The sequence below is a fragment of the Caballeronia sp. HLA56 genome, assembly GCF_054655155.1.
The window spans coordinates 1-24,635 of the sequence record NZ_BAAHOB010000006.1; the positions used below are offsets into that span (position 1 = coordinate 1).

Genomic DNA, 24,635 nt, shown 5'->3' on the forward strand with positions numbered 1-24,635 from the left:
TGTCGCGCGTGCCCTGCAGAAAGAGAGTCGGCACCGTGACGTCAGCTAGGTGCCGTGCCCGCTCCACGTCGGGCGCTCCCGCAGGGTGCAGCGGGAATGCGACGAAAGCGAGGCCGCGCACGCCGTCGAGCGGGGAAATGGCTTGGGCCTGGGAAGTCATGCGGCCGCCGAACGACCTGCCGCCTGCAAAGAGCGGCAAGGCTGGCAGTCGCCGGCGGGCCTCCGCGACGGCTGCCTTCACGGCAGCATGTGCCACGGCCGGCGAGTCTACTCGCTTGGAGCCCCGCTCCATGTATGGAAACTGGAAGCGCAATGTGGCGACCTTAGCCGCAGCAAGCGCGTCGGCCAATGACGACATGCCGGCGTGCTGCATGCCCGCCCCAGCACCGTGCGCAAAGACGTAAAGGGCTCGCGCGTCCCCCGGCGCTTGGAGGAGCGCAGAGACCTTAGTGCAGTCGGGCAGTGCCAAAGAAAGGGATTCGCGGTCGTCCATCGTTTTCAGGTGGTGTCGTTGTGGCCTTAGCGGCCGATTCTGCATCGATGAGGCATTGGGGAAGCGTATGTGGCGACCTCCGGCAAGGCATTACGCAGGCGAAGATCGCCGGACGATCCATGGAGGCGCGCCCCCATTGTGAACGGCGCCGCAGCCGCGATGTGTCGATTGATGACCGCAAGCCAGCAACAGGATTGTCAAAATACCCGGATTCGGTGGCGTCACGCCAGAAAAATCTGTGGCGCCGAGAAGTCAAGCGGCGAAAAGCGTTTCATTTTCTTTGAAGGAGTCGATTAAGTGCTGCATCACCGCTCGTATAGTCGGGACATTGCGGTCCTGTTTCCGTATAAGGAGCCACATATCTCGCGCGGGAGGCAAGGGACTTAGTGAGCAAGGGTTTAGTCCAGGCAAGGCTCGGCCCAGATAATGGGGGAGTAAAGCTAAGCCCGCACCGTCTCGCGCCGCAATGGCCTGTAGAATGTGATTCTCGGCGCGAAATGAAACACGAGACTGTGAGAAGTGCTGCGTCAGCCAGCTTGTGCCCGGCATGTCAGCACTTTCCTCATTGAAACTCACAAAAACAGGCGGCTCTCCGCGTTCGGCTCGCTCGCAATGCGCTGTGGCTCCATAAAAGCCAAATGCCATGCTACCAAGTGACTTGGCAATCAGGTCCGCGTCGACGAGCCGGCCTACGCGCACTGCGATATCTGCTTTATGACGTTCGAGACTGACAGAACGAAGGTTCGTTGCAAGGTCGATGTCGATACCGGGATATGATTCAGCAAGCTGAGTGAGACGAGCAAGTAGGAAGCCCTGAGCTAGTGCGGGCGGTGCATTTATGCGCACCAAGCCTCGGAATTTGCCACCGTCATCGATCGACCCGGCAGGCCTCATTGTCTGCGCCGCTGATTCCATCGTTGCTGCAACCTGCAATGCGTTCTCTCCGGCAGGTGTCAGTACGTATCCTTCCGGTCTGCGCTCGACCAGCTTCTGACCCACGCTTTCCTCAAGAGACTGAACACGGCGAGCGACCGTCGCATGGTTGACGCGCAGTGCGCGTGCTGCGGCGGACAGGCTTCCGTAGCGCCCAAGGGCCAGAAAGATCCGCATGTCTTGCCAGTCAAGCTCTGTGCGTTTATTAACAGTCATTGCGCAAGGATACCGACTCCCCGTTCCCGAAGTCCAGCGATAACCTACTGTCCATACCACCGGATGCCAACGGCATCTGGGTTCGGTGAACAGCCGGGAGAAATATCATGACTCAGAAAAAAGAGCCATTGTCACCGGCGCCTCGCAGGGCATTGGCGAGGGCATTGTCAACGGTTTTCGCGCCCGTGGCTACAGCGTTGTCGCTACCTCGCGCTCGATCGAGCCCTTAGCTGATCCGGACTTGGTGACCGTTACGGGCGACATCGGCGACCAAGAGACGGGCAAGCATTTAGTCGCGGCAGCTCTGGACAGGTTCGGCCGCATTGACACGCTAGTCAACAACGCCGGCGTCTTCATCGGCAAGCCGTTTATCGAATACAGCGAAGAGGATTATCGGCTTAAGCTAAGAACTAATCTGGACGGATTCTTCTTTACCACTCAGCAACTCATCCCGGTGATGTTGAAGCAGGGCAGCGGCCATGTGGTTCAGATTACGGCCTCCACGGCTGAATTCGCCAGCTCGCGCTCTCCCGCCTTTGTTGCCATGCTGACTAAGGGCGGGATGAACTCAGCAACTAAAAGCATGGCGATCGAGTATGCCACGCGCGGCATCCGCGTGAACGCAGTAGCTCCGGGCGTCATCCGGACCCCCATGCATGATCTGCAAATAGTAGAACAGCTGGCTGCATTTCACCCCATGAACAAGCTTGGCGAGATTTAAGTTATTGTCCGAGCAGTGCTCTACCTTGAGGACGCCGCCTTCTCAACTGGCGAGATCCTCCACGTTGATGGCGGTCTAATCGCCGGTCGTTGACCTTTCACGGGCGCCCGACCAGCGCCCCGCCACTTCCGGAGCACCGTATAGCCCATCGTGACTATCTTAGTGACTCGTGAAGCACCAGTTTGTTCGCCAAAGGCGCTAGCAGTAATCGAGAAGCCGCGTGTACGAGGCCTAGCCGAGGAGCTTTTCATCGTCATGGGCAAACCGCATGACGATATAACCGTCGTCGCTCACGTATGCGTGATAGCTGACCGCAGGCAGGGCGGCCTTTCGCCGTCAGGCGTTCGCAACTCGCGCTCTCGAAACGTCCCGCGGACTGCTTAAAGTACGCCTTGCATTGACCTCACCAATTGCACCGCTGGATGAGTCCGAGGAACAGCAGGATCGTCCTATCATCCAAATGGTTGGAGTGCTCACAATCGTAGTCACTCTTTGGATTGCCGCGTCGTTGCGACAGGCGCGGCGCCGTAGCACTTGACTGAGATAACCGCAAGCGAACCCAACGGCTACGAAATGCTAAGGATCGACGAAGTCACGAACAGCGTAGGATTCCCCGAGCGATGCGATGTGGTGGTGATAGGCGGCGGTATCGTCGGCGCTAGCGCCGCCTATGAACTCGCGCGACGCGGGGTCCAAGTGACCCTGCTTGAAAAAGGCGTCATGGGATGCGAGCAGTCGGGGCGCAACTGGGGATGGGTGCGTCAGCAAAACCGTGACCTTCATGAATTGCCGCTCGCGATGCAAAGCCTTAAGCGCTGGAGCGAGCTCGGCGATGAGCTGGCGGACGATACGGGGTTTCGAAAAGCGGGCATCCTCTACGGCACCGAACATCAGTCTGACATCGCACAGTGGGAATCGTGGCTTGCCCGCGCGCGGGAATTCGGCTTTAAGAGCGAAATCCTAAGTGCGCGCGAACTTGCGTCGCGCCTTCCGTCCGGACGTGCGAAGTGGGCTGGAGGACTTTGGTCGGTCACGGACGGGCGCGCCGAGCCGTCCAAGGCCACACCTGCGATTGCTCGCGGCGCACAGCGACTTGGCGCAAGAATCTATCAGAACTGCGCGGTACGCAGTCTCGACACGAGTGCGGGGAAGGTCTCCGGGGTCTGGACGGAGCGCGGTCGAATCGCAGCCGACGCGGTCGTTCTCGCGGGAGGCGCTTGGAGCGCGTTATTCTGCCAGCGCCACGGCATCGACTTTCCCGCCATCAACGTGATCGGAACGGCGTTGCGAACCGCCGAGGCACCAGCCGTCATCGACGGCTGTTTTTCCGGACCGGACTTTGCGCTGAGGCGACGACTGGACGGCGGCTATACCATTGCTGTTCCCGGGTACGGGCGCGTGGAACTCGCTCCACAGAATCTGCGGCATTCGGTGAAATTCCGCAGCATGTTTCGCAGCAAGCTGAAGAAGAAACTGAAGATACGCGTCGGTGCAAGCTTCTTCCATGGAGCAGAGGCAAGCGCAGCCTGGCTCGGTGACGACGTCTCGCCGTTCGAGCAAACACGCGTACTGGATCCCCGTCCTGATAACGAATGGCTCGGACGAGCCCTGCAAAACGTGGCCAGCGTGTTTCCTGAGTTGTCGCACATGCGGATCGCTCACGCATGGGCAGGGGCAATCGACACGATGCCCGACCTTGTCCCTGTCATTTCGAAAGTCGAGGCGAAGCCCGGCCTTGTGATCGCATCCGGCTTTAGCGGACACGGCTTCGGCCTAGGGCCGGGCGCCGGCATGATCGTAAGCCGCTTGGTCATGGACGAGGTTCCGCAGTTCGACATTCACCCCTACAGACTTGCCCGCTTTTCAGACGGAACAAAACTGGGCAGTCCCGAAATGATGTGAGTTGATGCGGAAAGACTGCGTGCAAGTATTCCCGAGGGCCCCGAAATACCTTGCGCTTCTCGTTTCAGAATGTTGTGCTGCTGCGCACGGCGATACAATTGCGTTCATCTAAGGCCTCATCTCGAAAGCTACGCGATGCTCTCGCCCGATTGAAGCGTGAGCTTCCTAAGGAACTGCCTTTATCGGGGATCAGGGTGGCAGCGGACGGCAATTCGATTGTCGTCAAGGCGAAGCAGTCGCGCTGGGATGCGGTGACGGGCCAGATGTTGTTCGACTTCGAGCTTGCAGAGGCTGCTTAAAGCGTGATGCCCCTAGATGCGGCACCTGAGCAGAAGAGCGTCGCAGCGGCACAGGCGCGGGAGCGATAAGACCCGGCGGAGTACTTGATCGAGACCGATCCGATTGCCGCCGAGCGTCACTATAGACGAGCAAGCGATTTGGCTCCAGAGCCGTTTTACGACGCGTACGTCGACTTAGGCGCATTGCTGTGCGAGCAGGAGCAACAATGCGCGAGGCGTGTCAGGCTTTTGACGAAGCGCTGCGGCATTTTCCAAACGATGTTGCTTTCAATAAAGCGGTGGCACTTGATACCATGTGGCGGCTTGACGAGGCAAGGCAGAGCTACGAGCAGTGTCTGGTCCTCGACCTTACGCAAATGCCCATCACAACCTCGCAATGCTCTTAGATAAGCGGGGAGACCGTCGCGGTTTAATTTGCCATCTCAACGCATACAGGCGTTTGGATGGTTAATCGCGCATGCTTCTTTTCGATGATGCTCGTCCAGCTTCAACGTCAGTCGTTGGTTGACATTCGATCCCGGTCTAGATGCTTTGCCCGTGTTTTCGACGCTGGATTCTTTGGAGAAAGACTGTGCTTGGACTTTCAGGAGATGCCGAGCTTCTTGTCGTAGAGGTTAAAACCCAGGAAGAGGAGCGTCTTACCTTAACTCTAAGGATTTTCACCAAAAAAAGCGTTCAATTATCGACGATGACGTCCTACGCGATGACGAGGACGGTGAGTACATCGCAGAGGTGAGCGCGCTGGGCATTGATTTCCGAGTCGTTGCTTTTCCACTGAACAACCTCGAGATCGAAGAGGACCCGGAAGAGGTAAGAGTCGAGATTGTTGAGAACAATATCGGATCCATCGAGTTGGAAGTCGACGAGGACCGAAGCAAGGATGACTTGAGCTCCTTTTTGAGAGCAGATGATTGTAGGCCTTTTCTTACGGTTCTCCGGAGCTTCGATTGACCAGACGCGCCGCCCATACACCAGCCATAGCTGAACTTGCGGCCGGACGCTACCTGCAACAATTCGCTCTATATTTTCTTAACGGCTGGTTCGCGCTTAGTGTTCGGCATGAAATGGATGAATGCATACCAAATGCTAAAAGATTCATTCGTAGCTTTTGGTGCTCGTATTGACCTGCCCGTTTTTCTAAGACCACTGCGTTCTAGCAATAACGGCTTGGGTTGAATTGGTTTCTAAGCGCTGGCGATACGCCAGCGGCGTGTCGTAGTTCAAGCTCGAATGCGGTCGAACCTCGTTGTAATGCCGTCGCCAGTCGTCAATCACGATCTTGGCTTCAATCCGATTGCGAAACCATTCCATAGCAAGACATTCGTCACGGAATTTACCGTTGAAGCTTTCGTTCGTGCCGTTCTGCCATGGCTTGCCGGGATCGATTAACGCCGATTCGATCTTCTCCGATACCACCCACTTGAGCAACGCTGCGCTGACGAATTCGGGGCCGTTGTCGCTTCGCATATAGCGTGGCGCGCCGTGAACGCTGATTAGCTTGCTCAGCACCTCAATGACTCTGGCCGATCGGATCGAGCCAGACACATCTATGGCCAAACATTCACGCGTGTACTCGTCGACGACCGTCAGACACTTCAGTTGCTGGCCGTTGGCACACGCGTCAAAGACGAAATCGTAACTCCATACGGCGTTGCGAGCGCTCGGAGCAAGCGGTCGAGGACGCGAACCGGCAACGCGGCGTCGGCGTCGTTTGCGAGGCACTTGAAGGCCGGCTTGCGCCCACAACCGGCTGCACCGCTCCTTGCCGATGACGATCCCTTCGCGGCCCAGCATGATGCGGATGCGCCGCGAGCCGAAGCGGGGATAATCACCCGAGAGGCGTCGCATCATCTCCACGATCGGGCCGTTCTTGCCCGGCATGATGCTGATGTAACCGAGATTGGCGCGACTGACGTGAATCAGCGCACACGCACGTCGTTGACTCAGCCCGCGCGAAATGGCATAGCGGGCTTGCTCGCGGCGTGCCTGTGCGCTTACCATTTTTTTGCGGAAATCTCCCTCATGACCTCGATTTCCAGGTCACGCTCCGCCACGAGCTTCTTCAGTCGGTTGTTCTCGAGCTCTAACGCCTTCAATCGCTTGACGTCGTCACTGACCATTTCGCCAAATCGCTTGCGCCACGCGTAAATCGACGCGTCGCTGACACCGTGTCGCTTTGCCACCTCGGCAATCGGCGCACTGTCCGCCTCTCGCAAGATCCGAACAATCTGCTCATCGCTGTATCGACTCTTCTTCATGACGCGCTCCGTATGGATGCGCCGTTATCCTAGATCAATTCGGTCTCAAGTTACCGGGGCAGGTCAGGCCACTGAAGTGTGATGTTTGGTGGCCTGCGGTCGAGGCGGCCGGTCAGCTTTCACCGAACACGGCTTAATCAGCAGGTCCCAGCTGCCGAGCCGGCCGTGTCATCGGCGCCAATGAACCGGGCTTTGCTTCAGAAGGCTTTAAAATTGCCGTCAACCAGGATGTTTCAGGATGCGGTCAAATAACGTGACAAACCCCGAGATCGTGCCAAGCCACTATGCTGCGCTTCATCAAGAAGTCGTTGGTGTGGTCGAGTCCGCGCGGCGAGCTGCTTCGCGCAGCGTCAACGCCTTGATGACGGCCGCCTACTGGGAAATCGGAAGACGAATAGTGCAGAGCGAGCAGGGCGGCCGGGATCGGGCAGGATATGGTCAGGCACTCATCTCACAGCTCGCCGAAGATCTGACCGTCCGCTTCGGCCGGGGTTTCGGGCGTGCCAATCTGGCTAACATGCGCGCGTTTTACTTGGCGTGGCCGGAGGAAACGATTTTCCAGACACCGTCTGGAAAATCTTCGGCTGTCGGCATGGTCCAGACGGTGTCTGGAAAATCTCGAACGGAACAGCCAACACCGGGCGCCGCGGACAAGCCCGACTTTTTGGTGCTGCAAGCGCGGTTTGCTCTACCGTGGTCAGCGTACGTCCGATTGCTCTCAGTGAAAGCGGCCGCAGCCCGAGCCTTCTATGAAACTGAAGCGCTACGCGAAGGCTGGTCGGTACGGCAGCTCGATCGGCAAATCGGTACGCAGCTCTTCGAGCGGCTCGCCCTGTCGCGCAACAAGGCTGCGCTCCTGACCAAAGCCCGCGCCACTGAACCGCGCGATACGCTTACGCCAGAGGAAGCAATCCGCGACCCGTTCGTTCTGGAGTTCCTCGATCTAAAAGACGAATATTCTGAGTCGGATCTGGAAGCGGCGCTGATTCAGCGACTTACCGACTTTCTACTTGAGCTCGGCGACGATTTCGCTTTCGTCGGCAGGCAGCGCCGGCTTCGGATCGACGATACGTGGTTTCGGGTGGACCTGGTCTTCTTTCACCGGCGCTTGAGATGTCTTGTAATCATCGACCTGAAAGTCGGCCGCTTCAGCTACGCCGATGCAGGACAGATGCATCTCTATCTGAATTACGCGCGTGAACATTGGGTCAAGCCGGGCGAGAACCCTCCTGTAGGCTTGATATTGTGCGCCGAAAAGGGATCAGCAGAGGCTCACTACGCGCTGGATAATCTTCCCAACAAGATTCTGGCAGCCGAATACCAGACTGTCCTACCAGACGAAACTCTGATCGCAGCAGAGGTTGAACGGACCCGCGCTGAACTGGAGAAAAGGCAATCACTCGGCAGGCCCCGATGAAGTCTCAATCCGTGGGAGGCCTGGAGTATGCGGATTTCGGCGATGGTGATCAGTCATTTCGGCGAACGTGATCAGTCTGGAAGGTGGTGTTGCGCGGTCAATGGATTATAGCTACGGTGATCACGATCAGGCGTCAGCGGATTCGTATTTTGTTTTCTTTCTCATCGAATCGCCCTTGACCGGAAGCTTGTGGGCCTGATGCACGAGCCGGTCGAGAATCGCATCGGCGAGCGTGGGATCCTGCAGCCACGCGTGCCAGTGTTCGAGCGGCAACTGGCTGGTGATCACCGTCGAGCGCGTACCGACACGATCATCAAGTACTTCGAGCAAATCGTTGCGCGCGGCCTGGTCGAGATCCTGCAAACCCCAGTCGTCGAGGATCAGCACATCGATCTTCGCGAGTTGCGCGAGCCGACGTGTGAAGCTGCCGTCGCCGTGCGCGATTTTCATTTCTTCGAACAGCCGCGCGACGCGCACATAGAACGCCGAGAAGCCCTGACGGCACGCCTGCTGGCCGAACGCGCATGCGAGCCAGGTCTTGCCCGCGCCCGTGGGGCCAGTCAGGATCAGGTTCTGCGCATTGCGCACCCAGTCGCAGCCGGCGAGCGTGGCGACGATGCGCTGGTCCAGCCCACGGCTTTGCCGGTATTCAATGTCCTCGACGCAGGCCTGTGGGTTCTTGAGCTTCGCCGCGCGCAGCAGACGTTCGAGTCGCCGCGTATCACGCCAGGCCAGCTCGCGATCTACGAGCATGCCCACGCGCTCCTCGAACGACAGGCTGGTGCTGGCCGTGAGCGCCGACTGCTCCTCAAAGGCGCGGGCCATGCCGTCCAGTTTCAGCGCCTTCAGTTGGGTAAGGGTGTGCTGCATCAACATTGTGATCTCCTTCGGGTCAGTGGTAGTAGTCGGGACCGCGCACGTTCTCGTGCTCGGGCGAGCGCCATTCGGTGAGCGTGATAGGGAGCGAGGGCTGCAGGTCAAGCCCCGCTTCCAGGATCGACAGCACGGAGCGGCGCGTGGGCGAGCCGATCTTCAATGCGCGCTGGCACGCGGCTTCGAGGCGGTGCTTGCCGTACTTGCGCGCGAGCGAGAGCAGACCGAGACAGGCGCGATAGCCCATCTCGGGGTGGGGTTTGTTGGTCAGCAGGTGTCGCACGACAGCCTCGGCGCCGGGGCCGACGGATGCGCCCCAGTTGAGCAGGCGGCCCGGAGTCCATTCCATGTGCGCGCGATGCGCGGCCGGCATGTGTTCGGCGATGGTCGTGTGTTTACCTTTGAGGCGCGAGCGTGCGTGCGCAGCGACACGCTTGCCGCCATGCAGGATCTCGACGCCGTGGCGTGTGATGCGCGCCCAGACCTCCTGCCGCGCGAGGCTGTGCGGGACGCTGTAATAGTGGCCGCCGACATCGACGTGGTAATCGATGTTCACACGGCACTTCTGGAAGGTGGCAATCTCGTAGCGACGCACGGGCAAAGGGCGCAGTACGGGCTGGTCCAGACGTTCGAACCATTCACGACGGTTGCCTTCGAGCCGCTTGAACGGGCGCTGGTTCAGCTCGGCGATCAGTTCTGCAATGGCCTTGTTGAGTTCGGCCAGACTGTAGAAGCGATAGTGGCGCAACCGGGCCAGCACCCAGCGCTCGACGATCTGCACGCCGACTTCGACCTTGGCCTTGTCCTGCGGTTTGCGCGGACGCGCCGGCAGCATTGCCGTGCCGTAGTGGTTCACGAAGTCCTGCGTGGTCGTGCCCAGTCCGGGTTCGTAACGGTCGGGCCGCGCGATCAGCGCCTTCGGGTTGTCGGGCACGAGCAGCTCGGGCACGCCGCCGATGAACTCCAGCGCGTCGCACAGGCTGCCAATCCAGTCCGCCATCGTCTCGGTGCGGGTCGCGCACGCGAACGTGTAGTTCGATGCGCCGAGCACGGCAACGAACACGTGCGCCTCGAACTCAACGCCGCCATCGCGCGCGAGGATCGGCACAGTGGGACCCGCGAAGTCGGCGAACAGCTTCTCGCCGGCGCGGTGCTGCTGGCGCATTGAACGCTTGATCGACTTCGCCCAGTCCTTGTACTTCTGGCAGAACTGCGTGTAGCGGTAGGTCCGCTGGCCGGGGTTCGCTTCAGCGTATTCTTCCCACAGCAGTTGCAGCGTCACGCCCTTGCGACGCAGCTCGCGATGCAATGCCATGTAGTCAGGCTCGATGCGTCGCGACGCTGTCGCCGTGGCATCGGTCGCCGCAGGCCTCAGGCGCGCGTCCAATTCATCGTCGGACAGCGCTTGGGCTGCGGCCCAGTCGAGTCCCGCCTGGCTGGCCTGGGCCGCGAACTTCGACACGGCTCCGACGCTGATGCCGATGGCCCTGCTGATCTGACGATGCGTCAGGCCACACGCCCACTTCAGTCGCAGGACTTCCTTCAATTTGCGCATGCTCATCCGAGGTGTCGGCATCAGCGCCTCTCCCGCAAAAAAGGGAGCAGGCTAACGCCGCCGGTGAATACATGCGCAACGCCGCCGCCAGACTCAAACCCGGATTACGTTCCGGTTACGTGATCACCCGTTTCGGTCCCGTGATCGCTCATTCCGGCATCGTGATCACGCGTTTCGGAAATCTGTGATCGGCGATCGTGATCAACCGAAACGGCTGATCACGATCATTCGGAATCCGCGATCACGATCCGCTGAAATGCGTGATCACGTTCGCCGGAATACGCACTGGAGTACGCTGCGCCTCTTCCGTTGCGCCACCTGTTGACGTTCATGCAGGACTGACACGCTTGGGTTAGGACTGCGCAAAACCAAGAGCCCGCGTACAGTCTTCAAGCTTCGCCAATTCGACGTTTGGTAGGCGGCGGGCAAGGTAAGACCTTTTCGGCTTGAGCCAACGAACGTTCTCGCTTGCGGGGCCGCGTGTGAGAAACCCTTTGTCCTTGTACCGGCTTACCAGTGCAAGGATCGATAGGCGACTTTCAAGATTAGCATTGAGGTTTGCTTCGGACGTCCGGTGCGCGAGCACAAGGGTGGGAACAGGAACCGAGCATAGCTGACTGTCGAAGAGTGCGAGGAGCCGCCAAACGGCTTTGTCGGTCTCCATATCGAATTCCCACTTCTCCGTATCATTTGCCGACAAGACAATCCGACCCAGAATGATATCCACTTCGCAAAAGAGATTAACTTCTGCCTGGTCGAAGCCGTAATCAGAAAGATAAAACGAATCGAACAGAGTTCTTACGAGTGTTCCAACATGAAACGCAGTACCATGCCCCTCCTAGCACACCACGCAGGATACGTTGACTCCCGTTAAGCGTCGCTCCGACTTGATACAACCCTTTCACCGTTGGGCACGCGCTGGACGTACAGCTCGATAGCAGTCAAATAGTCAGCGTCGAGAACCTTATGGGCGCGCCGTCCCACGATCTCTTCCGGGTCTACCCCGAACCACTTGCGACAGGTCGAGTTGGCGAAGCGATAACGTCGCTCACCGTCGACGTGAGCAACCAAGGCCGGCAGATTGTCAGCGATGGCGCGCAAATCTATGCGCGTGGCTCTTAATTGTCGCTCGGTGCTCGTCAGTTGCTCATGCGCCCTGCGCAGACCTTCCGAGGCCTCATGGGCTCCCCGTTGCAACGCAGCCTCCCGCGCATCACGTGCGGCTTTTTCATGTTGCTCCGCCTGGGTATCGTGAATGACGAACAGCCAGCCTTCGTCGCGGGACGACGTCGTCTGTTTTCGTGCCACCCGCACTCGCGCGGGCTTTCTTTGCTCGTTGCGCAACCGAAACGTCACGTCGAGCGTTTGGACCTCACCCCCTCGGCCATGATTGAGTACCTGTACGAACCGTTCAAGCCTGGTCCGGTCGTTCGCATCCAGCAGATCGAGTACGTTCTTTTTCGTCAGCGGAGCGCGCGAGTGCGCGAAGAATTTCACGCAGGCATCTTTCATGGGCCGCCACCCCCAGTCGCATCCAATATGCGCGATAGCGACCGGAGTCCGATGGAACGTCTCGACGTAAAGCGCATGCTGGGTCTGTAGACGTTGGACCGCCTGGAGCACCTGCGAGCGATCAGAGCTGTTCAGCTTGCGCAGGCCAACTTCGTTTTCAATCATTTGCCCCAGGTCTACCAGCATCTAACGTTGTTGGCGCGTGAAGCGCCGCGGCATCGAGTACATCACACACAGTACACCGATGGGTTTGCCGCAGGGCAGACGCAGCGCGATACCTGCGAAAAAGCGGAACCTGTATTCGCCGGATGCCAGTGACCCTTGAGCAAGCTCCACATGAGACCGCGCGTCTCTGACGACGAATGGTCTTTCGCATAGAAGCGTCCGATGATAGTACGTCTCCAGATGGAATACGACGTCCCGTTCGCACCCGATTGCGCCGATGACTTCTGGCTGACCCAGACGGTCGAGACATACAACGGACATTGGCGCATCCAGCGCGCGCGGCAACCCGGGTGACCCGCTTAAAGTACCCATCATTGGCGCTTCCTGTGGGCAGGGGAAGGCTGGTCGGTTGTTGTTCTTGCGCATCCATACTGCATTCGTCGGTCACGCCTTAAGCTCCATTCCGGTGCCATCTTGTGATGTATCTATCGACGCCGATGCAAATACCCGGAGTTGGTCGATTGCCATTGGCCTCCCAAACCAGTAACCCTGCGCCAGGTCGATTCCCGAACGCTTAACAATATCGTGTTCGGCAGCGCTCTCGACCCCTTCTACGACAACTTTGGCCCCTAATGCATGCACTAACCCGGCCACCGACTCTAGAAACTGGATACGCGCATCGCCGCGCATGGACAGAAAACGCCGGTCTACCTTCACGTAATCGAACTGAAAGTCAGCGAGCAAGTCCAGATTGCTGAAGCCTTTGCCGAAATCATCGAGCGACAGGCGTACGTCGCGTTGCCTCAATTGGCCAAGCGCCGTGACAACTCGCGCCGGATGCTCGACGCAACTGCGCTCGGTCAGCTCCAGAACGAGGCGATCCAGCACCAGACCGGCGGACTTGCAGACATCCTCGACGAAGCAGTCCATCATCAGATACCGCGCGCAGATGTTTACGGAGATATGCCAATGTTGGGGGAACGGCGGTTGACTTAGTGCGCTATTCGCCTCGCGCAGTACGAAACGGGTCAACTCGCCGAGTAGACGCGTGCCCTCGAGCTCTCCAATGAACTGCCCCGGGCCCCCGGCTCCAAAACTCGGGTAGGCCCACCGGAGCAGGGCCTCTACGCCCACGCAATGTCGTGTGTGCGTGTCCACCATGGGCTGATAGACGACATGGAACTCCCCACGCCGAAGACCGATGCGCACCGCGCCCCGCAACCTTGTCTTTGGGAGAACCCGGTAACCAACATACGCAGTCGCGCCACAAGCAGATAGTGCGATGGGCAGAGCGGCGGCGATGCGAGCTGCGAATAGGCCTGCCGCGAGGAGGCCTGCTAGACTTGACGCAAGGGAAACAATCAACGCCACAGCACGGCGCTCGTCGGAGACAGCTCGTAGCGAGCCGATTCGTGCTGTATAGCGCGGCAATAATCGCATGAGGTTGTTTCCGCAAGGTTAGGATTAGGTTGCGAACTATGACCTAACTGCGATCCCAAAAACGATTACCAGTTACGTGTCAAAACATGCGTATCAGATCCGCCGTCAAACGCGGGCAAGTTGGCGCAGCAACTCACTGAAGATGGTTCGTCTGCTTACCAGCGGCTCACGCGCTCGCCTTAACCGGCGCGCAGCATCCGAATCCCTGTCAGAGAAGCCGCCAAGAAGTGTAGGGGAGTGATCTGCCCTGTTGTGGTAGAGCGCCGACGACCTTTCACGGACTTTTACATTCACCGGTTCGACCTGTCGCCCCTCTGCTTACTTTTGTGCGCATACATGGCGCCATCGCTTTCGGCAAGCAGGTCGATGACCGATTGATGCCGCTCCGGATCGAACGGTGTCTCTCCGACGCTGAAGCGGATTTCGTAGCTGCGCGTCGATCCAGCGTTGGCCGCCGCAAGCGTCTCGCGCAGGCGTTGGAGCGCGCGATGTGTTTCTTCATCGTTGGCATCGGTCAGAAGCGCGACGAATTCGTCGCCGCCGAGACGACCGATTACATCGCTGTCCCGCAGCGCGGCACGCAGTGCATCAGCGAACATCATAAGAGCACGGTCGCCTTCGGCGTGCCCATACGTGTCGTTGATCTGCTTGAAGCTATCGAGGTCAAAGAACAGCAGCGACGCGTTCCGGCCCAGGCGCTTGCAGACATGCAGCGTTTGTAGCGCCAGGGCTTCGAAGCCTCGGCGGTTTGCCAGTAGCGTCAGGTCGTCGACCGTGGCGAGTTCGATCGCCGCAATCTCGCGTTCCACGATCTGCGCCAAGTCCCGCAATAGTCCGCGCTCATCGCTTCGGAATTCCCGTGGCTGCATATCGATCACACACAGCGTGCCAAGTTTGCTACCGTTTGATGCTGTCAGCGGTTGCCCGGCATAGAAGCGAATGCCGGGCGCACCTGTGACGAGCGGATTGTCATAAAAGCGTGCGTCGCTGCACGCATCGGGAATCACCAGGACGTCATCATGCAAAATGGCGTGCCCGCAAAAGGAGATGTTGCGCGACGTCTCGGCAACGCTTAAGCCTATACACGACTTGAACCACTGTCGGTTCTGATCGATGAGACTGACGGCTACGGCCCGACTTGGCGGGCTTTGAGAGGGGAGCGGCGCGATTCCGTATGTTGATGACGGGGCAATCCGCCTCGTTCCTCCACGGAGCCGCATCATGATCTCCACTCAACCGGGCGTTAGCCCGCTGCGTCAGCGCATGACGGACGACATGCGCATGCGCCAGCTTTCTCCCAAGACTCAAGCGGGCTACTTGCGCATTGTGCGTGAGTTCGCTTGATATCTTAAGCGCTCGCCCGACACGGCGACTGTCGAAGACCTGCGAAACTACCAGTTGTATCTGGTCGATCGCGGAACATCGCCTACCTCTCTAAATGCCGCAATCACCGGGCTGAAGTTCTTCTTTGAGATCACGCTTCAGAAACCAGAACTGATGGCTCGAATGCAGCCGGTGCGCGTGCCGCGCGTACTGCCGGTTATCCTCAGCCCGGACGAGGTCCGACGCCTAATCGCGGCAACGAGTAATTTAAAGCATCAGACGGCGTTGTCGCTGGCTTACGGCACCGGGTTGCGTGCCGGCGAAGTGGTCGCGCTCAAAGTGAGCGACATCGATAGCCAGCGCATGACGCTGCGCGTCGAACAGGGCAAGGGCCTTAAGGATCGCTACGCGATGCTCTCACCGGTTCTGCTCGAGCGCTTGCGAGTCTGGTGGCGCGTGGCACGCGCCCAAGGCAAGATGCCCGATGGCGGCTGGTTATTCCCGGGACTCGATCCGGTCGACCCGCTGACTCCACGGCAACTGAATCGCGCGATTCGCGCTGCGGTCGAAGCTGCACAAATCGACAAGCGCGTATCGATGCATACGCAGCGCCACAGTTTTGCCACGCACCTGCTTGAGCAGAAGGTGGATATCCGCGTGATTTAGTGCTGCTGGGCCACAAGAAGCTTGAGACCACGGCACTTTACGTCCAGGTCGCCACCGACTTGCTGCACGAAGTCGTCACCCGCTGGAGCGCCTGCGTACCGAGTAACGCACGCGCGGTCAGATCCGATGCTGGAGGTCGCGGACATCTTCCGCGCCTGCGGGCCAATGTGGCGACGCACAGTAGCGTTGAGCCTGGGGCAGTTGAAGGTGATGTCGGCCATCGAACAGTGCTGCAGCGCGGCGCTGGGCGGACACGTGTTGCGCTGTTCGGGCTGTGCACGAACCGAGATCGCCTATAACTCATGTCGAAATCGCCATTGCCCGAAGTGTCAGGCCAGTGCCGCACGCCGCTGGCTCGAAGCGCGCGAGGCTGATCTGCTCCCGGTCGAGTACTATCACGTCGTCTTCACGCTTCCCGCACCGATCAGTGCGATCGCCTGGGATGACAAGCGCGTCATCTACGGGCTGCTGTTCGACATCGCGGCCGAGACGCTACGCACCATCGCGGCGGACCCCAAACACCTAGGCGCCAACATTGGCGCCACGCTCGTGCTGCACACATGGGGCTCAGCGCTCACACATCATCCGCACGTGCACGGCATTGTCCCGGGCGGCGGCCTGTCAGCCAATGGTGAACGATGGATCGCTTGTCGGCCTGGCTTCTTCTTGCCCGTGCGTGTGCTCTCGCGCCTGTTCCGCAGGCGCTTCCTTGAAGCGCTCACTGATGCGCATCAGCGTGGACTGCTTCAGTTCTTTAGCGAGTACGCGCAGCTCGCTGACCGAGCGGCTTTCGCGCAGTGGCTCGCGCCGCTGCGCACCTCGGAATGGTTCGTGTATGCCAAGCGCCCGTTCGCGGGCCCTGAAGCGGTGCTCGCGTACCTCTCACGCTATACACATCGCGTCGCCATCTCCAACCAGCGCTTGCTCGCCTTCGACGAGCGTGGCGTGAGCTTCCGTTGGAAGGACTACCGCGAGAACGGTCGCACCCGCCAAAAGGTCATGACGCTCGAGCCCGGCGAATTCATGCGCCGCTTCCTGCTCCATGTGTTGCCTACCGGCTTCCATCGAATTCGCCACTATGGACTGCTCGCCAACCCGGTGCGCCGCGCCAACCTGGCGAAGATTCGCACGCTGCTCGGCGTTGCGCCCAACCTCAGCTCAGCACCGCACGAAGCGGCCGTCGTTGATCAACCGACCTTCATCTGTCGGCACTGCGGCGCGCCGATGCTCGTCATCGACATTCTGACGCGCACCGTACCAATTCGTGCTCCACCGGAGGGAACACGGCAATGAATGTCGCGCTCATATCTAGCGCCCAATCGTCGGCTTTGCGTCAACGCGGCCGAAGAGTGGACGGTTGCGCCTTCGACTTCATACACACCTGTATAGCCGGATTCCGAACTCCCAAGCGAACGCCGCATCGCCTCCAGTCCGGCATCGACGTCTCTTCCAGTGCTCGCATCGCTCGACGTCGACCTACAACACACGCCGGACAGACTGATCAATCACCATAGCGAAGACGCCGGCCGCCTCAGACCACTCCGCGGTTTCCTTCCTCGAGGTTTATTTAACGCCTGCCCACACGCGTTATCGTTGGCTCGTGAGCCTTTGGTCGAGGGCAGGCGTCGAACAAACCTAAACGACTCCTGTCCGACGCGGACCGATCAGTGGTGGGCTCCTTCGCCAGTTTAAGGTCGGACCGAGTTTGTCCAAGAACGGACACCTAATTTCCGACCACGGATCGTCAACAAGCGCCCATTCGAAACAACATCCAGATTGGATTGTCCTGTTCCATTTTCGCCTGTGGGTTGAGCGTATCCCACAATAGGGTTTGGCTTACGGAGAAATCTGATTCAAGCCGGTGTGTAAATCGCGAGCTTCAATGCGGGGTCGTCGTTCGCCTGAAAGCTGGCGTAGTCATAGCGTTGTGTGCCGCGCTCGGGATGGATCAGCACCTTCTGCCCGGACGCGCCGCCGCGAATATCGTGCGCAATCCACCATTTCGCAAACTCGGCGCTGTGCGCACGAAGTCGTTCGACCAGTTCGACAAAGGCCGGATCGTCGGCATATAGATCATGCGTTGCGCGAAACAACGCAATCATGCGACGCGCCTCTTTAGTCCAGGTCGCGCCGAAAAGCCGGCGCGAATCCCGTTCGATGAACATGAACACCAGAATGTTGCGATCCGCTTCGGCAAGGCGCTCGAAGCCGAGTAGATCGGCCGCCGCTGCATTCCAAGCCAACAAATCCCAACGCCTGCCCGTGATATAGGCGGGAAGCTCGAGAGTCGCAATCAGATTCACGATTGGTGCTGGCACGCTTTCACGAATGAAGGTTTGCCGTTCGCCGCTGCGTGCTAGAGCGCGCAAATGTGCCGCCTCGACTTTGCCAAGCTGCAGCGCGCGAGCCAACGCTTTGAGGGTGGTATCGGACGGACTCACCGTGCGGCCCTGTTCGAGGCGTACATACCAGTCCACGCCAATGCCGGCGAGTTCGGCAACCTCCTCGCGACGTAATCCGGGCGTGCGACGCCGCCGTCCGTTGTTGATTCCCACCGATTCAGGGCTTAGCTTCTCGCGCCGTGAGCGCAGGAAATCGCCAAATTCGCTTCGGCTCGCAGTTGTCATGACCTTCCATCCTCAAGGAGGTACGCCGGAATCCCAGGATAGTCCCAGGCCTTGTTACCAATGCTACGCCTGTCAGAATGACCTCGTCCAATCACCACTGAAGAGGAACACAGATGAAAGCAGCGATCTTGAAGACGCTTGGCAAGCCGCTTGCGATTGAAGACGTAGCCGATCCTGTATTGGGAACCGGCGAAGTGATTGTCGACGTCGCTGCCGCGCCAGTGCTGTCGTATGCGCAGGAAGTGTTTAGCGGCGAGCGCCGCTACCTGATCGATTTGCCGATCGTGCCTGGCTGCGGGGCAATCGGTCGCGTACGTGCGTTCGGCCCCGACGCTACACGCCTGAAAAAAGGCGACTGGGTTTTCTGCGACCCAACCGTGCGGTCACGCGATGACGCGCTGACGCCCGACATAACATTGCAGGGCTGGAGTGCGCGCGGCGACGGTGGCCTGCGACTCGCGCGCCATTTCCACGACGGCCCATTCGCCTCGCAAATGCGCGTGCCAACTGAAAGCGCCATTCGCATTGGTGAGATCGATCCCGCTGATGCCGCGAAATGGTGCGCGCTCAATACCATGCTGGTTCCGTACGGCGGTCTGCTTGCGTCGAATCTGCAGGCTGGCGAAACATTGCTTGTGAGCGGCGCGACCGGCAACTTCGGCAGCGCATGCATCGCTGTCGCCCTCTCGATGGGTGTGCGCCGCGTGATCGCGCCGGGCCGCAATGAACGCGTGCTAGCAGATCTGCAAAGGCGCTTCGGCGAACGCATCCGTACCGTGAAGCTTAAAGGCGACGAAAACGATGATCAGGAACAGATGTGTGCGGCTGCCGGAGCACCCATTGACTGTGTGATCGATCTGCTGCCGCCTTCTGCGACCACGAGAACGGTGCGTGCGGCGGTGATGGCCGTGCGGCCGTACGGACGTGTTGTGCTGATGGGCGGCGTCGGCATGCTCGGCGGTGACGGTCTTGATTTGCCCTATCCGTGGATCATGCGCAACGACATTACCGTGCGGGGCAAATGGATGTATCCACCGGAAGCGGTCACGCTTATGGCCGGCCTGATTCGTGGCAGTCTGCTCGACCTCGGACACTTCGATGTGACATCCTTCAAACTCGAGGACGTGAACGAAGCCATCAGTCATGCTGCGGCGAATGGCGGCCCGTTCAGGATGACGGTGGTCCAACCATGAACGCGGTTTCCCCCGCGCTTTGGTCAGGCCGATCCCAGCGCGCCGGCTTTCGTCAAACAATGCCACCCCGATCGCGCCTGACATCTAACTAGAATTGGGTTGACGAGATCTTGTTACGCGAAACTCCTGATGCGAAATCTAAGGCGAAGCGAAAATGGAGAGCTGGCTGTCGACAATGTCTGCTTGCAAAGCTGCGTAAAACGGCCGCTTTCTATGAAGTCAGCTGGTCGTCTAGGGTGTGCACCGTAAAAAAGCGGCGCTTTCCAGCGGGTGCAAACTCTGCACGGCAAATGTTTTAGCCAGAAGCAACCGGAGCAGCTATGGAGGCAACGAAGTGGCTGAAGCCTTCGGTGATGCGTTTCGCAAATTTGTGACAGCGCAAGTGTGCAGGGCGTAACGCGAGTGAACGCCGAGCAGACCTCGAAGAGGTCGATGCGCAGGCCGACCCGACAGCCCTATCGGGGAAGGCTGATACGACTAGGCGAATAACCTTCCACCAGAGCGATACGCTTATCGTGCGAGCGAAACGCCTAGCAAGCGGTGATGGAGGTGGGAGAGCGACTGCATTGAGGGCAAACAAACGTCGTTGACGCCGACCTTGGCGACCTGACCGCCCTCAAAACGTTGTGGCAAGAGACCAAGGAGCTGGTGGGCAGGTTGAACCGCACGCTGCGCGGCTGGGCGAACTACTTCAAGGTAGGCCCAGACAGACGCGTGTATCTGGCACTCGACAGCTACACCGCTACGCGGTTGCGTCCGAGGTTACATACACGTACAAGCTTCGACGTCGCAGGGGCGGTACTCATCCATCCCAGCACTTCTACGAGCACTTCGGTCTCGTGCGTCTGACCGCTCCCTGGTTGTAAACCCGCCGCGTACGAAGGCGTGATGTCTTGTACGAGAGCCGGATGCGGGAGATCTGCATGTCCGGTTCGATAAGCGGGATGTGGGAACGGAGCTAGGGCGAGGTGTCTAGGGCACCGCCGCGCGAAAGAGGCGGCAAAAGACAGATCGAACCTACTGCCACTGCGCCGCATCTCGAATTTACCGTCATGTCTCATTCGGCGTTCCCCAGATCCGACCTCCAACTTGCAACTCCCGACCGAAGACAGCAACGGATACGCGCTGCCTCAATACTTCTAATTCAACCGATTAGCCGGTGCCATCACTTTGAAGGACACGGGCTCATCGGCGCCCTCGTTAATGTGCGTTTGGATAACCCGCTTCTGTTCGTTCTTTCTCCAGATGCACGTGATCTGCCTTGCGCGCCGCACGAATGCCGAGCAGCCCGGCGAAGGCGGAGATCGCCCCGCCCAACGTCAAGACCAGTGTAGCCGCCCAGGCAACGTGGCTAATGCTTTCTGATGCCGCATTGCCCGCCTCACGCGCCTTTTGTTCGCCTGCTTGCTTCAGAGACTGAATTTTCGCCATCGCCTGGTTGTAAGTCTGCTCATAGTTGTCCGCGATCTGCTCAGCTTCGGCCCTAGACTTCCCGGTACGCGCAACGATGATGTTCACAAGCGCATCGCGATCCGTTGCATCCATCGCAGGCTGCGCCTTCTGCTTTAGACGATCGAAGAACGCTTGAAGGTCGGTGTTGGCGGCTTGAGGATTAGCGGCTGCGTCCTTCGCGCTCGACGCGCCTTCTGCCGATGCGGAATTTGCCGCGGAGGCAATTTGTCCTGGCGACAAAGCTGGCTTCCCGCTTTGCTGCAGTAGGGTCTTAAGATTGTTTTCGAGGTCGCCAATCTGAGGCGTCAAGCCGTTCTGATCGAGGACCGCCTTCACGCCCGATGCAACGGTGGGCGTGACCGCAGCGATCCCCTGACCTGCCAAGGAAAGCCCTTGTCCTGCCACGCCAGCCGCAGTGCTTACGACGCCGCTAGCCGCACTCGATACAAAGTAGAGCGTCGCCAACGTGGTGAGTGCCCACGTCAATACGCCATGAAGTGCCCCGTACCGTGGAGCCGAGCGGCCCGCAAAAAATCCGCCAATTGCCAGCGCGATCAGCGTTGACACACCCACCCATATGCTTGCTGCCGTGCCAAAGCCACTGAACGGATTGCGATTTGCCAGCGGATCGAACGCACCGGCGCCGATGGCCGTGCCTAGAACCGAGAGGAATAGGTAGGTCATTAAAGCAATGACGAAGCCTACGAAGGCGGCGCCCCACGACACGCGCGGTACGCGCACTCGATGTTCAGCAAACGTTGAATTCAGAGATTTCATTGATGTTCCTCATTGTGGTGTGCTATTTGTTCGCGCCAGTGACATCGCTGTTAGACTTGCCTCAAGACTAACGACGGCATGCAAGGGTAATTTTTAGTCGTGGCGCAGCTCCTTCACGTCTTCGCGCGCAAAATCCCCGTGCCTTCAAGCGACACCCCCAGGATCTAAAGCTCTCCGCTAGCGCTGAGCTTGGAGACTTCGACCGTTGCAACGGCATTTCTTGCCCACACGTCGAGTCGTTGGAAGCGTGCTCACTTTTCTGACGTGAGAGAGGTAAAGATCAATGCTTTAGACTGCGTACCAATCTGCGGTCCAGACGATCCACCCGCCAGTCTGTAGCAGCGCTCACTTCGGCCACGCACTTGCAATGCGCCTCCACGTATTGCGGCGAGCCAAAGGCTGAACGTCAGCCGGGGACAACAAGTACCTCATGCGCTTTAGTCAGAAGCTCGGGTATTGCTTTTGTAGCGTGGCATCGACCGATGGATCTACTGATCGATTATTGTCTTGTGTCGACGCAATTTTGGTCGCCTAATGCGACTCGGTTGTCGTTCACGTTCCTAGCACAGCCGCGTAGACCGCGAGAAGCAGGAGCGGTGGTCTATTGTTCGGCTATGCGTTCTATCGTTTCTTCAATGATGTCTTTTTCTCCGGTCTTCTTCTCCGTAAAATTCAAAGCGCCCGTCGTACGAAACCGTGTCGTACGGATGCCAAGTCTAATGGCCAGCGGCGAAAATGCCATGATGCATTCGCACCACTTGAGGTGAAGCATTTGCTTCTAGAAACTGGCGCGATTCCCGCTAAGACTGCCGAATTGAGCAGACAGCAGTAGAACACCTAAAAAGAAGGGAAAAGAGAATGAGTCAACATAGCGAAGGGACGAGCCAGGAAGAACAGACGGCAGCGGACGACAAGGTCTTGCGCAAGCAGACCGATCGGCGGCAGTTGCATCAAATACTCAGCGGCTTGACCGAGGGGGTCGTGCTGGTCGAGCCCGATCAAACGATTGTCTGGGCCAATCAGGCTGCGCTTGAGATGCACGGCGTAACGGAGATGAACGAACTGGGCGCGGATGTTACAGATTATCGCGCGCGCTTCCGCTTGCGCTATCGCAACAATCATCCGGTGCTCCCCGGAAGCTATCCGCTCGATCGCGTCATTGCCGGCGAACAGTTCAGCGATGTTGTCGTTGAAGTCGAGCGCATGGATGGAAGTGGCTCCCATCGGGTGCATCGAATTCGAAGTCTGGTTCTAACCAACGCGGACAACGAACCCGATTGTCTTGCCCTCATCTTGCACGATGCCAGTGATTGGGCGAGCGCGGAGCAACGTTTTGAGAAGACGTTTAACGCCAACCCGGCACCCGCGCTCATCTGCCGATTGCAAGACCAGCGCTATATCAAAGTGAATCAGGGCTTCTTGGAAATGACAGGCTACCTCAAAGAAGACGTGGTAGGGCGCTCTGTGCTCGAACTCGACGTGTTGGAGGGGGCCGAGCGGCGTGACATCGGCATTGAGCGCATTCGACAGGGCGCCACGGTCCCTCAGATGGAAGCGATATTGCGGCTTCCGGAGGGCGCCGCGAAGTTTGTGGTGGTCGCCGGCCAGCCGATCGAGATCGGCGACGAAGCTTGCATGCTATTTACGTTCATGGATCTCGAGCCCCGCCGACGCGCCGAGACGGCGCTTAAACAAAGCGAGGAGCGTTTCGAACGATCGTTTCGCATGAACCCGGTGCCGACCATTCTCTATTCGTCAGACGGCGGCAAGACACTCGATATCAATGACGCGTTCACCACGACTACCGGATTCACCGCGGAACAGATCGTCGGACGTCCAATTGACGAGACAGCCCTTTGGCTCAACGATGCTCACGGCAAGATCACCGAGTTGCTTGCGCAAACTGGCAGTATTCGAAGTGTAGAGTTTCAGATCAAGGCGGCAGGCGGCGGTATTCTCGACTGCCTCGTTTCGGCCGAGCCGGTCACGATCCACGGCACGGAGTGCGTGTTGATCGCGCTGCTGGACATCACCGATCGCAAGCGCTCAGAGATGGAGCTTGTATCCGCCATTGAAACGGTGATGCAAGATGCATCCTGGTTCAGCCGTACGCTCATCGAGAAGCTCGCCAACGTGCGCAAAGCCAATGCGCCCGACGCCGGCGCCCATCTGTCCGATCTGACCGCACGCGAATGCGAGGTCTTCAAGCATCTTTGCCGCGGACTGTCAGACAAAGAGATTGCCAAGGAACTTGAACTGTCGCATGCCACCGTGCGCAACCACGTCTCGACGATTTACGCCAAGCTGGACGTGCATAGCCGTGCCGAAGCGATCGTCTGGGCGCAAGCCCGGGGGCATTTCGCGTCTGAGCGTTGAACCGGTGCACGACCGAGACTCGATGCCTGTCGAATATTGCGCGCAGTCTTCGAGGGGTGATTCTCACTCGGCTCGCATGCATTTGCATCAGCAACGGTAGTGCAAACGAATCTGTCGTGGCCCGCTACGTGCTGGCATGCTGGCGACGTGAGATGTGCCAAACGTCGTAAGGCAAATGGACCAGCACATCGCATGCCTTTTTGTTTCAACCTCTTCTTTGGAGAAAACGATGGACAAGAACCGTGTCGAAGGTGCCGCTAAGCAAGTCAAGGGTTCCATCAAGGAAGCCATCGGCAAGGTGACAGGCGATCGCACGACTGAAGCTAAAGGCGCGGCGGAAAAGGCCGAGGGCAAAGTGCAAGAGACCGCTGGTAAGGCTCTTGACAAGGTCAAGGATGCGTTTAAAAAGTAAATTTTCTGGGGTGTCGATCGCGGTT

General features: G+C 58.8%; 19 protein-coding genes and 2 pseudogenes. 11 read left to right on the forward strand and 10 right to left on the reverse strand.

All coding sequences use genetic code 11. The features are described 5' to 3' along the window. Together ACYQ47_RS34500 and ACYQ47_RS34505 are read right to left on the reverse strand one after the other, a co-directional pair. Positions 1-493, reverse strand: a 493-nt coding sequence (locus ACYQ47_RS34500; RefSeq protein ID WP_459909465.1) for an alpha/beta hydrolase family protein, incomplete at its 3' end; no start/stop codon positions are given. Between the two features lie 252 nt (positions 494-745). Further along, the gene (locus ACYQ47_RS34505; protein ID WP_459909467.1) at positions 746-1,642 is read right to left on the reverse strand and encodes a LysR family transcriptional regulator; all 897 of its coding nucleotides are present in this window, start codon (positions 1,640-1,642) and stop codon (positions 746-748) included. A gap of 85 nt (positions 1,643-1,727) precedes the next feature. Between ACYQ47_RS34505 and ACYQ47_RS34510 the strand changes: the two are divergent. The 3 genes and pseudogenes from ACYQ47_RS34510 (at position 1,728) to ACYQ47_RS34520 (ending at position 4,564) form a co-directional block, all read left to right on the forward strand. After that, positions 1,728-2,456, forward strand: a pseudogene (locus ACYQ47_RS34510) (SDR family NAD(P)-dependent oxidoreductase). 480 nt (positions 2,457-2,936) lie between these two features. Then, entirely contained in the window at positions 2,937-4,265 is a 1,329-nt protein-coding gene (locus ACYQ47_RS34515) for an NAD(P)/FAD-dependent oxidoreductase (RefSeq protein ID WP_459909924.1), read from the forward strand. Between the two features lie 50 nt (positions 4,266-4,315). After that, positions 4,316-4,564: a hypothetical protein gene (locus ACYQ47_RS34520; RefSeq protein WP_459909469.1), complete on the forward strand. Its 249-nt coding sequence runs from the start codon at positions 4,316-4,318 to the stop codon at positions 4,562-4,564. 1,137 nt (positions 4,565-5,701) lie between these two features. Here the strand turns inward: ACYQ47_RS34520 and ACYQ47_RS34525 are convergent. Beyond that, a protein-coding gene (locus ACYQ47_RS34525) for an IS3 family transposase (RefSeq protein WP_459909471.1) occupies positions 5,702-6,822 on the reverse strand; the annotation gives its coding sequence in 2 pieces (ribosomal slippage) (positions 5,702-6,564 and positions 6,564-6,822; 1,122 coding nt in all). Between the two features lie 253 nt (positions 6,823-7,075). Between ACYQ47_RS34525 and ACYQ47_RS34530 the strand changes: the two genes are divergently transcribed. Then, positions 7,076-8,239 (forward strand): PDDEXK nuclease domain-containing protein, encoded by a 1,164-nt coding sequence (locus tag ACYQ47_RS34530; RefSeq protein ID WP_459909473.1) that lies wholly within the window; start codon positions 7,076-7,078, stop codon positions 8,237-8,239. Positions 8,240-8,365: 126 nt separating this feature from the next. On the opposite strand, the gene istB is transcribed toward ACYQ47_RS34530, so the two are convergent. From istB to ACYQ47_RS34545, 3 genes are all read right to left on the reverse strand, one after another. Further along, the gene (gene istB, locus ACYQ47_RS34535; protein ID WP_459906734.1) at positions 8,366-9,115 is read right to left on the reverse strand and encodes an IS21-like element IS408 family helper ATPase IstB; all 750 of its coding nucleotides are present in this window, start codon (positions 9,113-9,115) and stop codon (positions 8,366-8,368) included. Positions 9,116-9,131: 16 nt separating this feature from the next. Further along, positions 9,132-10,688: an IS21 family transposase gene (istA, locus tag ACYQ47_RS34540; protein ID WP_459906732.1), complete on the reverse strand. Its 1,557-nt coding sequence runs from the start codon at positions 10,686-10,688 to the stop codon at positions 9,132-9,134. A gap of 849 nt (positions 10,689-11,537) precedes the next feature. Further along, on the reverse strand, positions 11,538-12,365 hold the full coding sequence (locus ACYQ47_RS34545) for a PAS domain-containing protein (RefSeq protein ID WP_459909475.1): 828 nt from the start codon (positions 12,363-12,365) through the stop codon (positions 11,538-11,540). Between the two features lie 201 nt (positions 12,366-12,566). Here ACYQ47_RS34545 and ACYQ47_RS34550 point away from each other — a divergent pair, with 201 nt between their 5' ends. Next, complete coding sequence (locus tag ACYQ47_RS34550; RefSeq protein ID WP_459909477.1) at positions 12,567-12,698, forward strand: hypothetical protein; 132 nt, start codon at positions 12,567-12,569, stop codon at positions 12,696-12,698. A gap of 90 nt (positions 12,699-12,788) precedes the next feature. Here the strand turns inward: ACYQ47_RS34550 and ACYQ47_RS34555 are convergent, their stop codons facing one another. Together ACYQ47_RS34555 and ACYQ47_RS34560 are read right to left on the reverse strand one after the other, a co-directional pair. After that, on the reverse strand, positions 12,789-13,784 hold the full coding sequence (locus tag ACYQ47_RS34555; protein ID WP_459909479.1) for an EAL domain-containing protein: 996 nt from the start codon (positions 13,782-13,784) through the stop codon (positions 12,789-12,791). A gap of 290 nt (positions 13,785-14,074) precedes the next feature. Next, complete coding sequence (locus ACYQ47_RS34560) at positions 14,075-15,007, reverse strand: sensor domain-containing diguanylate cyclase (RefSeq protein WP_459909926.1); 933 nt, start codon at positions 15,005-15,007, stop codon at positions 14,075-14,077. Here ACYQ47_RS34560 and ACYQ47_RS34565 point away from each other — a divergent pair. Further along, positions 15,006-15,879: pseudogene (locus ACYQ47_RS34565) on the forward strand (tyrosine-type recombinase/integrase). The gene ACYQ47_RS34560 and the pseudogene ACYQ47_RS34565 sit on opposite strands and share 2 nt — an antisense overlap. Positions 15,880-15,899: 20 nt before the next feature. Next, the gene (locus ACYQ47_RS34570) at positions 15,900-17,066 is read left to right on the forward strand and encodes an IS91 family transposase (RefSeq protein WP_459909481.1); all 1,167 of its coding nucleotides are present in this window, start codon (positions 15,900-15,902) and stop codon (positions 17,064-17,066) included. A gap of 560 nt (positions 17,067-17,626) precedes the next feature. Here the strand turns inward: ACYQ47_RS34570 and ACYQ47_RS34575 are convergent. Further along, complete coding sequence (locus ACYQ47_RS34575) at positions 17,627-18,400, reverse strand: helix-turn-helix transcriptional regulator (protein ID WP_459909483.1); 774 nt, start codon at positions 18,398-18,400, stop codon at positions 17,627-17,629. Positions 18,401-18,513: 113 nt separating this feature from the next. Between ACYQ47_RS34575 and ACYQ47_RS34580 the strand changes: the two genes are divergently transcribed. Beyond that, complete coding sequence (locus ACYQ47_RS34580; RefSeq protein WP_459909485.1) at positions 18,514-19,593, forward strand: zinc-binding dehydrogenase; 1,080 nt, start codon at positions 18,514-18,516, stop codon at positions 19,591-19,593. Positions 19,594-20,241: 648 nt separating this feature from the next. Beyond that, the gene (locus ACYQ47_RS34585; protein WP_459909487.1) at positions 20,242-20,442 is read left to right on the forward strand and encodes a group II intron maturase-specific domain-containing protein; all 201 of its coding nucleotides are present in this window, start codon (positions 20,242-20,244) and stop codon (positions 20,440-20,442) included. A gap of 351 nt (positions 20,443-20,793) precedes the next feature. Here the strand turns inward: ACYQ47_RS34585 and ACYQ47_RS34590 are convergent, their stop codons facing one another. After that, the gene (locus tag ACYQ47_RS34590) at positions 20,794-21,822 is read right to left on the reverse strand and encodes a hypothetical protein (protein ID WP_459909489.1); all 1,029 of its coding nucleotides are present in this window, start codon (positions 21,820-21,822) and stop codon (positions 20,794-20,796) included. 858 nt (positions 21,823-22,680) lie between these two features. Here ACYQ47_RS34590 and ACYQ47_RS34595 point away from each other — a divergent pair. Both ACYQ47_RS34595 and ACYQ47_RS34600 read left to right on the forward strand, forming a co-directional pair. Beyond that, positions 22,681-24,198, forward strand: coding sequence for a helix-turn-helix transcriptional regulator (locus tag ACYQ47_RS34595; RefSeq protein ID WP_459909491.1), 1,518 nt, complete (start codon positions 22,681-22,683; stop codon positions 24,196-24,198). A gap of 229 nt (positions 24,199-24,427) precedes the next feature. Beyond that, positions 24,428-24,610 (forward strand): CsbD family protein, encoded by a 183-nt coding sequence (locus ACYQ47_RS34600; RefSeq protein WP_459909493.1) that lies wholly within the window; start codon positions 24,428-24,430, stop codon positions 24,608-24,610. The last annotated feature ends 25 nt before the right edge of the window (positions 24,611-24,635 follow it).

Excerpts from the sequence above, each read along its gene's own strand:
- istA (WP_459906732.1), bottom strand. The coding sequence starts at position 10,688 with ATGCCGACACCTCGGATGAGCATGCGCAAATTGAAGGAAGTCCTGCGA.
- ACYQ47_RS34555 (WP_459909479.1), bottom strand. The coding sequence starts at position 13,784 with ATGCGATTATTGCCGCGCTATACAGCACGAATCGGCTCGCTACGAGCT.
- ACYQ47_RS34515 (WP_459909924.1), top strand. The coding sequence starts at position 2,937 with ATGCTAAGGATCGACGAAGTCACGAACAGCGTAGGATTCCCCGAGCGA.
- ACYQ47_RS34590 (WP_459909489.1), bottom strand. The coding sequence starts at position 21,822 with ATGAAATCTCTGAATTCAACGTTTGCTGAACATCGAGTGCGCGTACCG.
- ACYQ47_RS34570 (WP_459909481.1), top strand. The coding sequence starts at position 15,900 with ATGCTGGAGGTCGCGGACATCTTCCGCGCCTGCGGGCCAATGTGGCGA.
- ACYQ47_RS34550 (WP_459909477.1), top strand. The coding sequence starts at position 12,567 with ATGATAGTACGTCTCCAGATGGAATACGACGTCCCGTTCGCACCCGAT.
- istB (WP_459906734.1), bottom strand. The coding sequence starts at position 9,115 with ATGTTGATGCAGCACACCCTTACCCAACTGAAGGCGCTGAAACTGGAC.
- ACYQ47_RS34595 (WP_459909491.1), top strand. The coding sequence starts at position 22,681 with ATGAGTCAACATAGCGAAGGGACGAGCCAGGAAGAACAGACGGCAGCG.
- ACYQ47_RS34580 (WP_459909485.1), top strand. The coding sequence starts at position 18,514 with ATGAAAGCAGCGATCTTGAAGACGCTTGGCAAGCCGCTTGCGATTGAA.
- ACYQ47_RS34600 (WP_459909493.1), top strand. The coding sequence starts at position 24,428 with ATGGACAAGAACCGTGTCGAAGGTGCCGCTAAGCAAGTCAAGGGTTCC.
- ACYQ47_RS34545 (WP_459909475.1), bottom strand. The coding sequence starts at position 12,365 with ATGCTGGTAGACCTGGGGCAAATGATTGAAAACGAAGTTGGCCTGCGC.
- ACYQ47_RS34575 (WP_459909483.1), bottom strand. The coding sequence starts at position 18,400 with ATGACAACTGCGAGCCGAAGCGAATTTGGCGATTTCCTGCGCTCACGG.
- ACYQ47_RS34560 (WP_459909926.1), bottom strand. The coding sequence starts at position 15,007 with ATGATGCGGCTCCGTGGAGGAACGAGGCGGATTGCCCCGTCATCAACA.
- ACYQ47_RS34505 (WP_459909467.1), bottom strand. The coding sequence starts at position 1,642 with ATGACTGTTAATAAACGCACAGAGCTTGACTGGCAAGACATGCGGATC.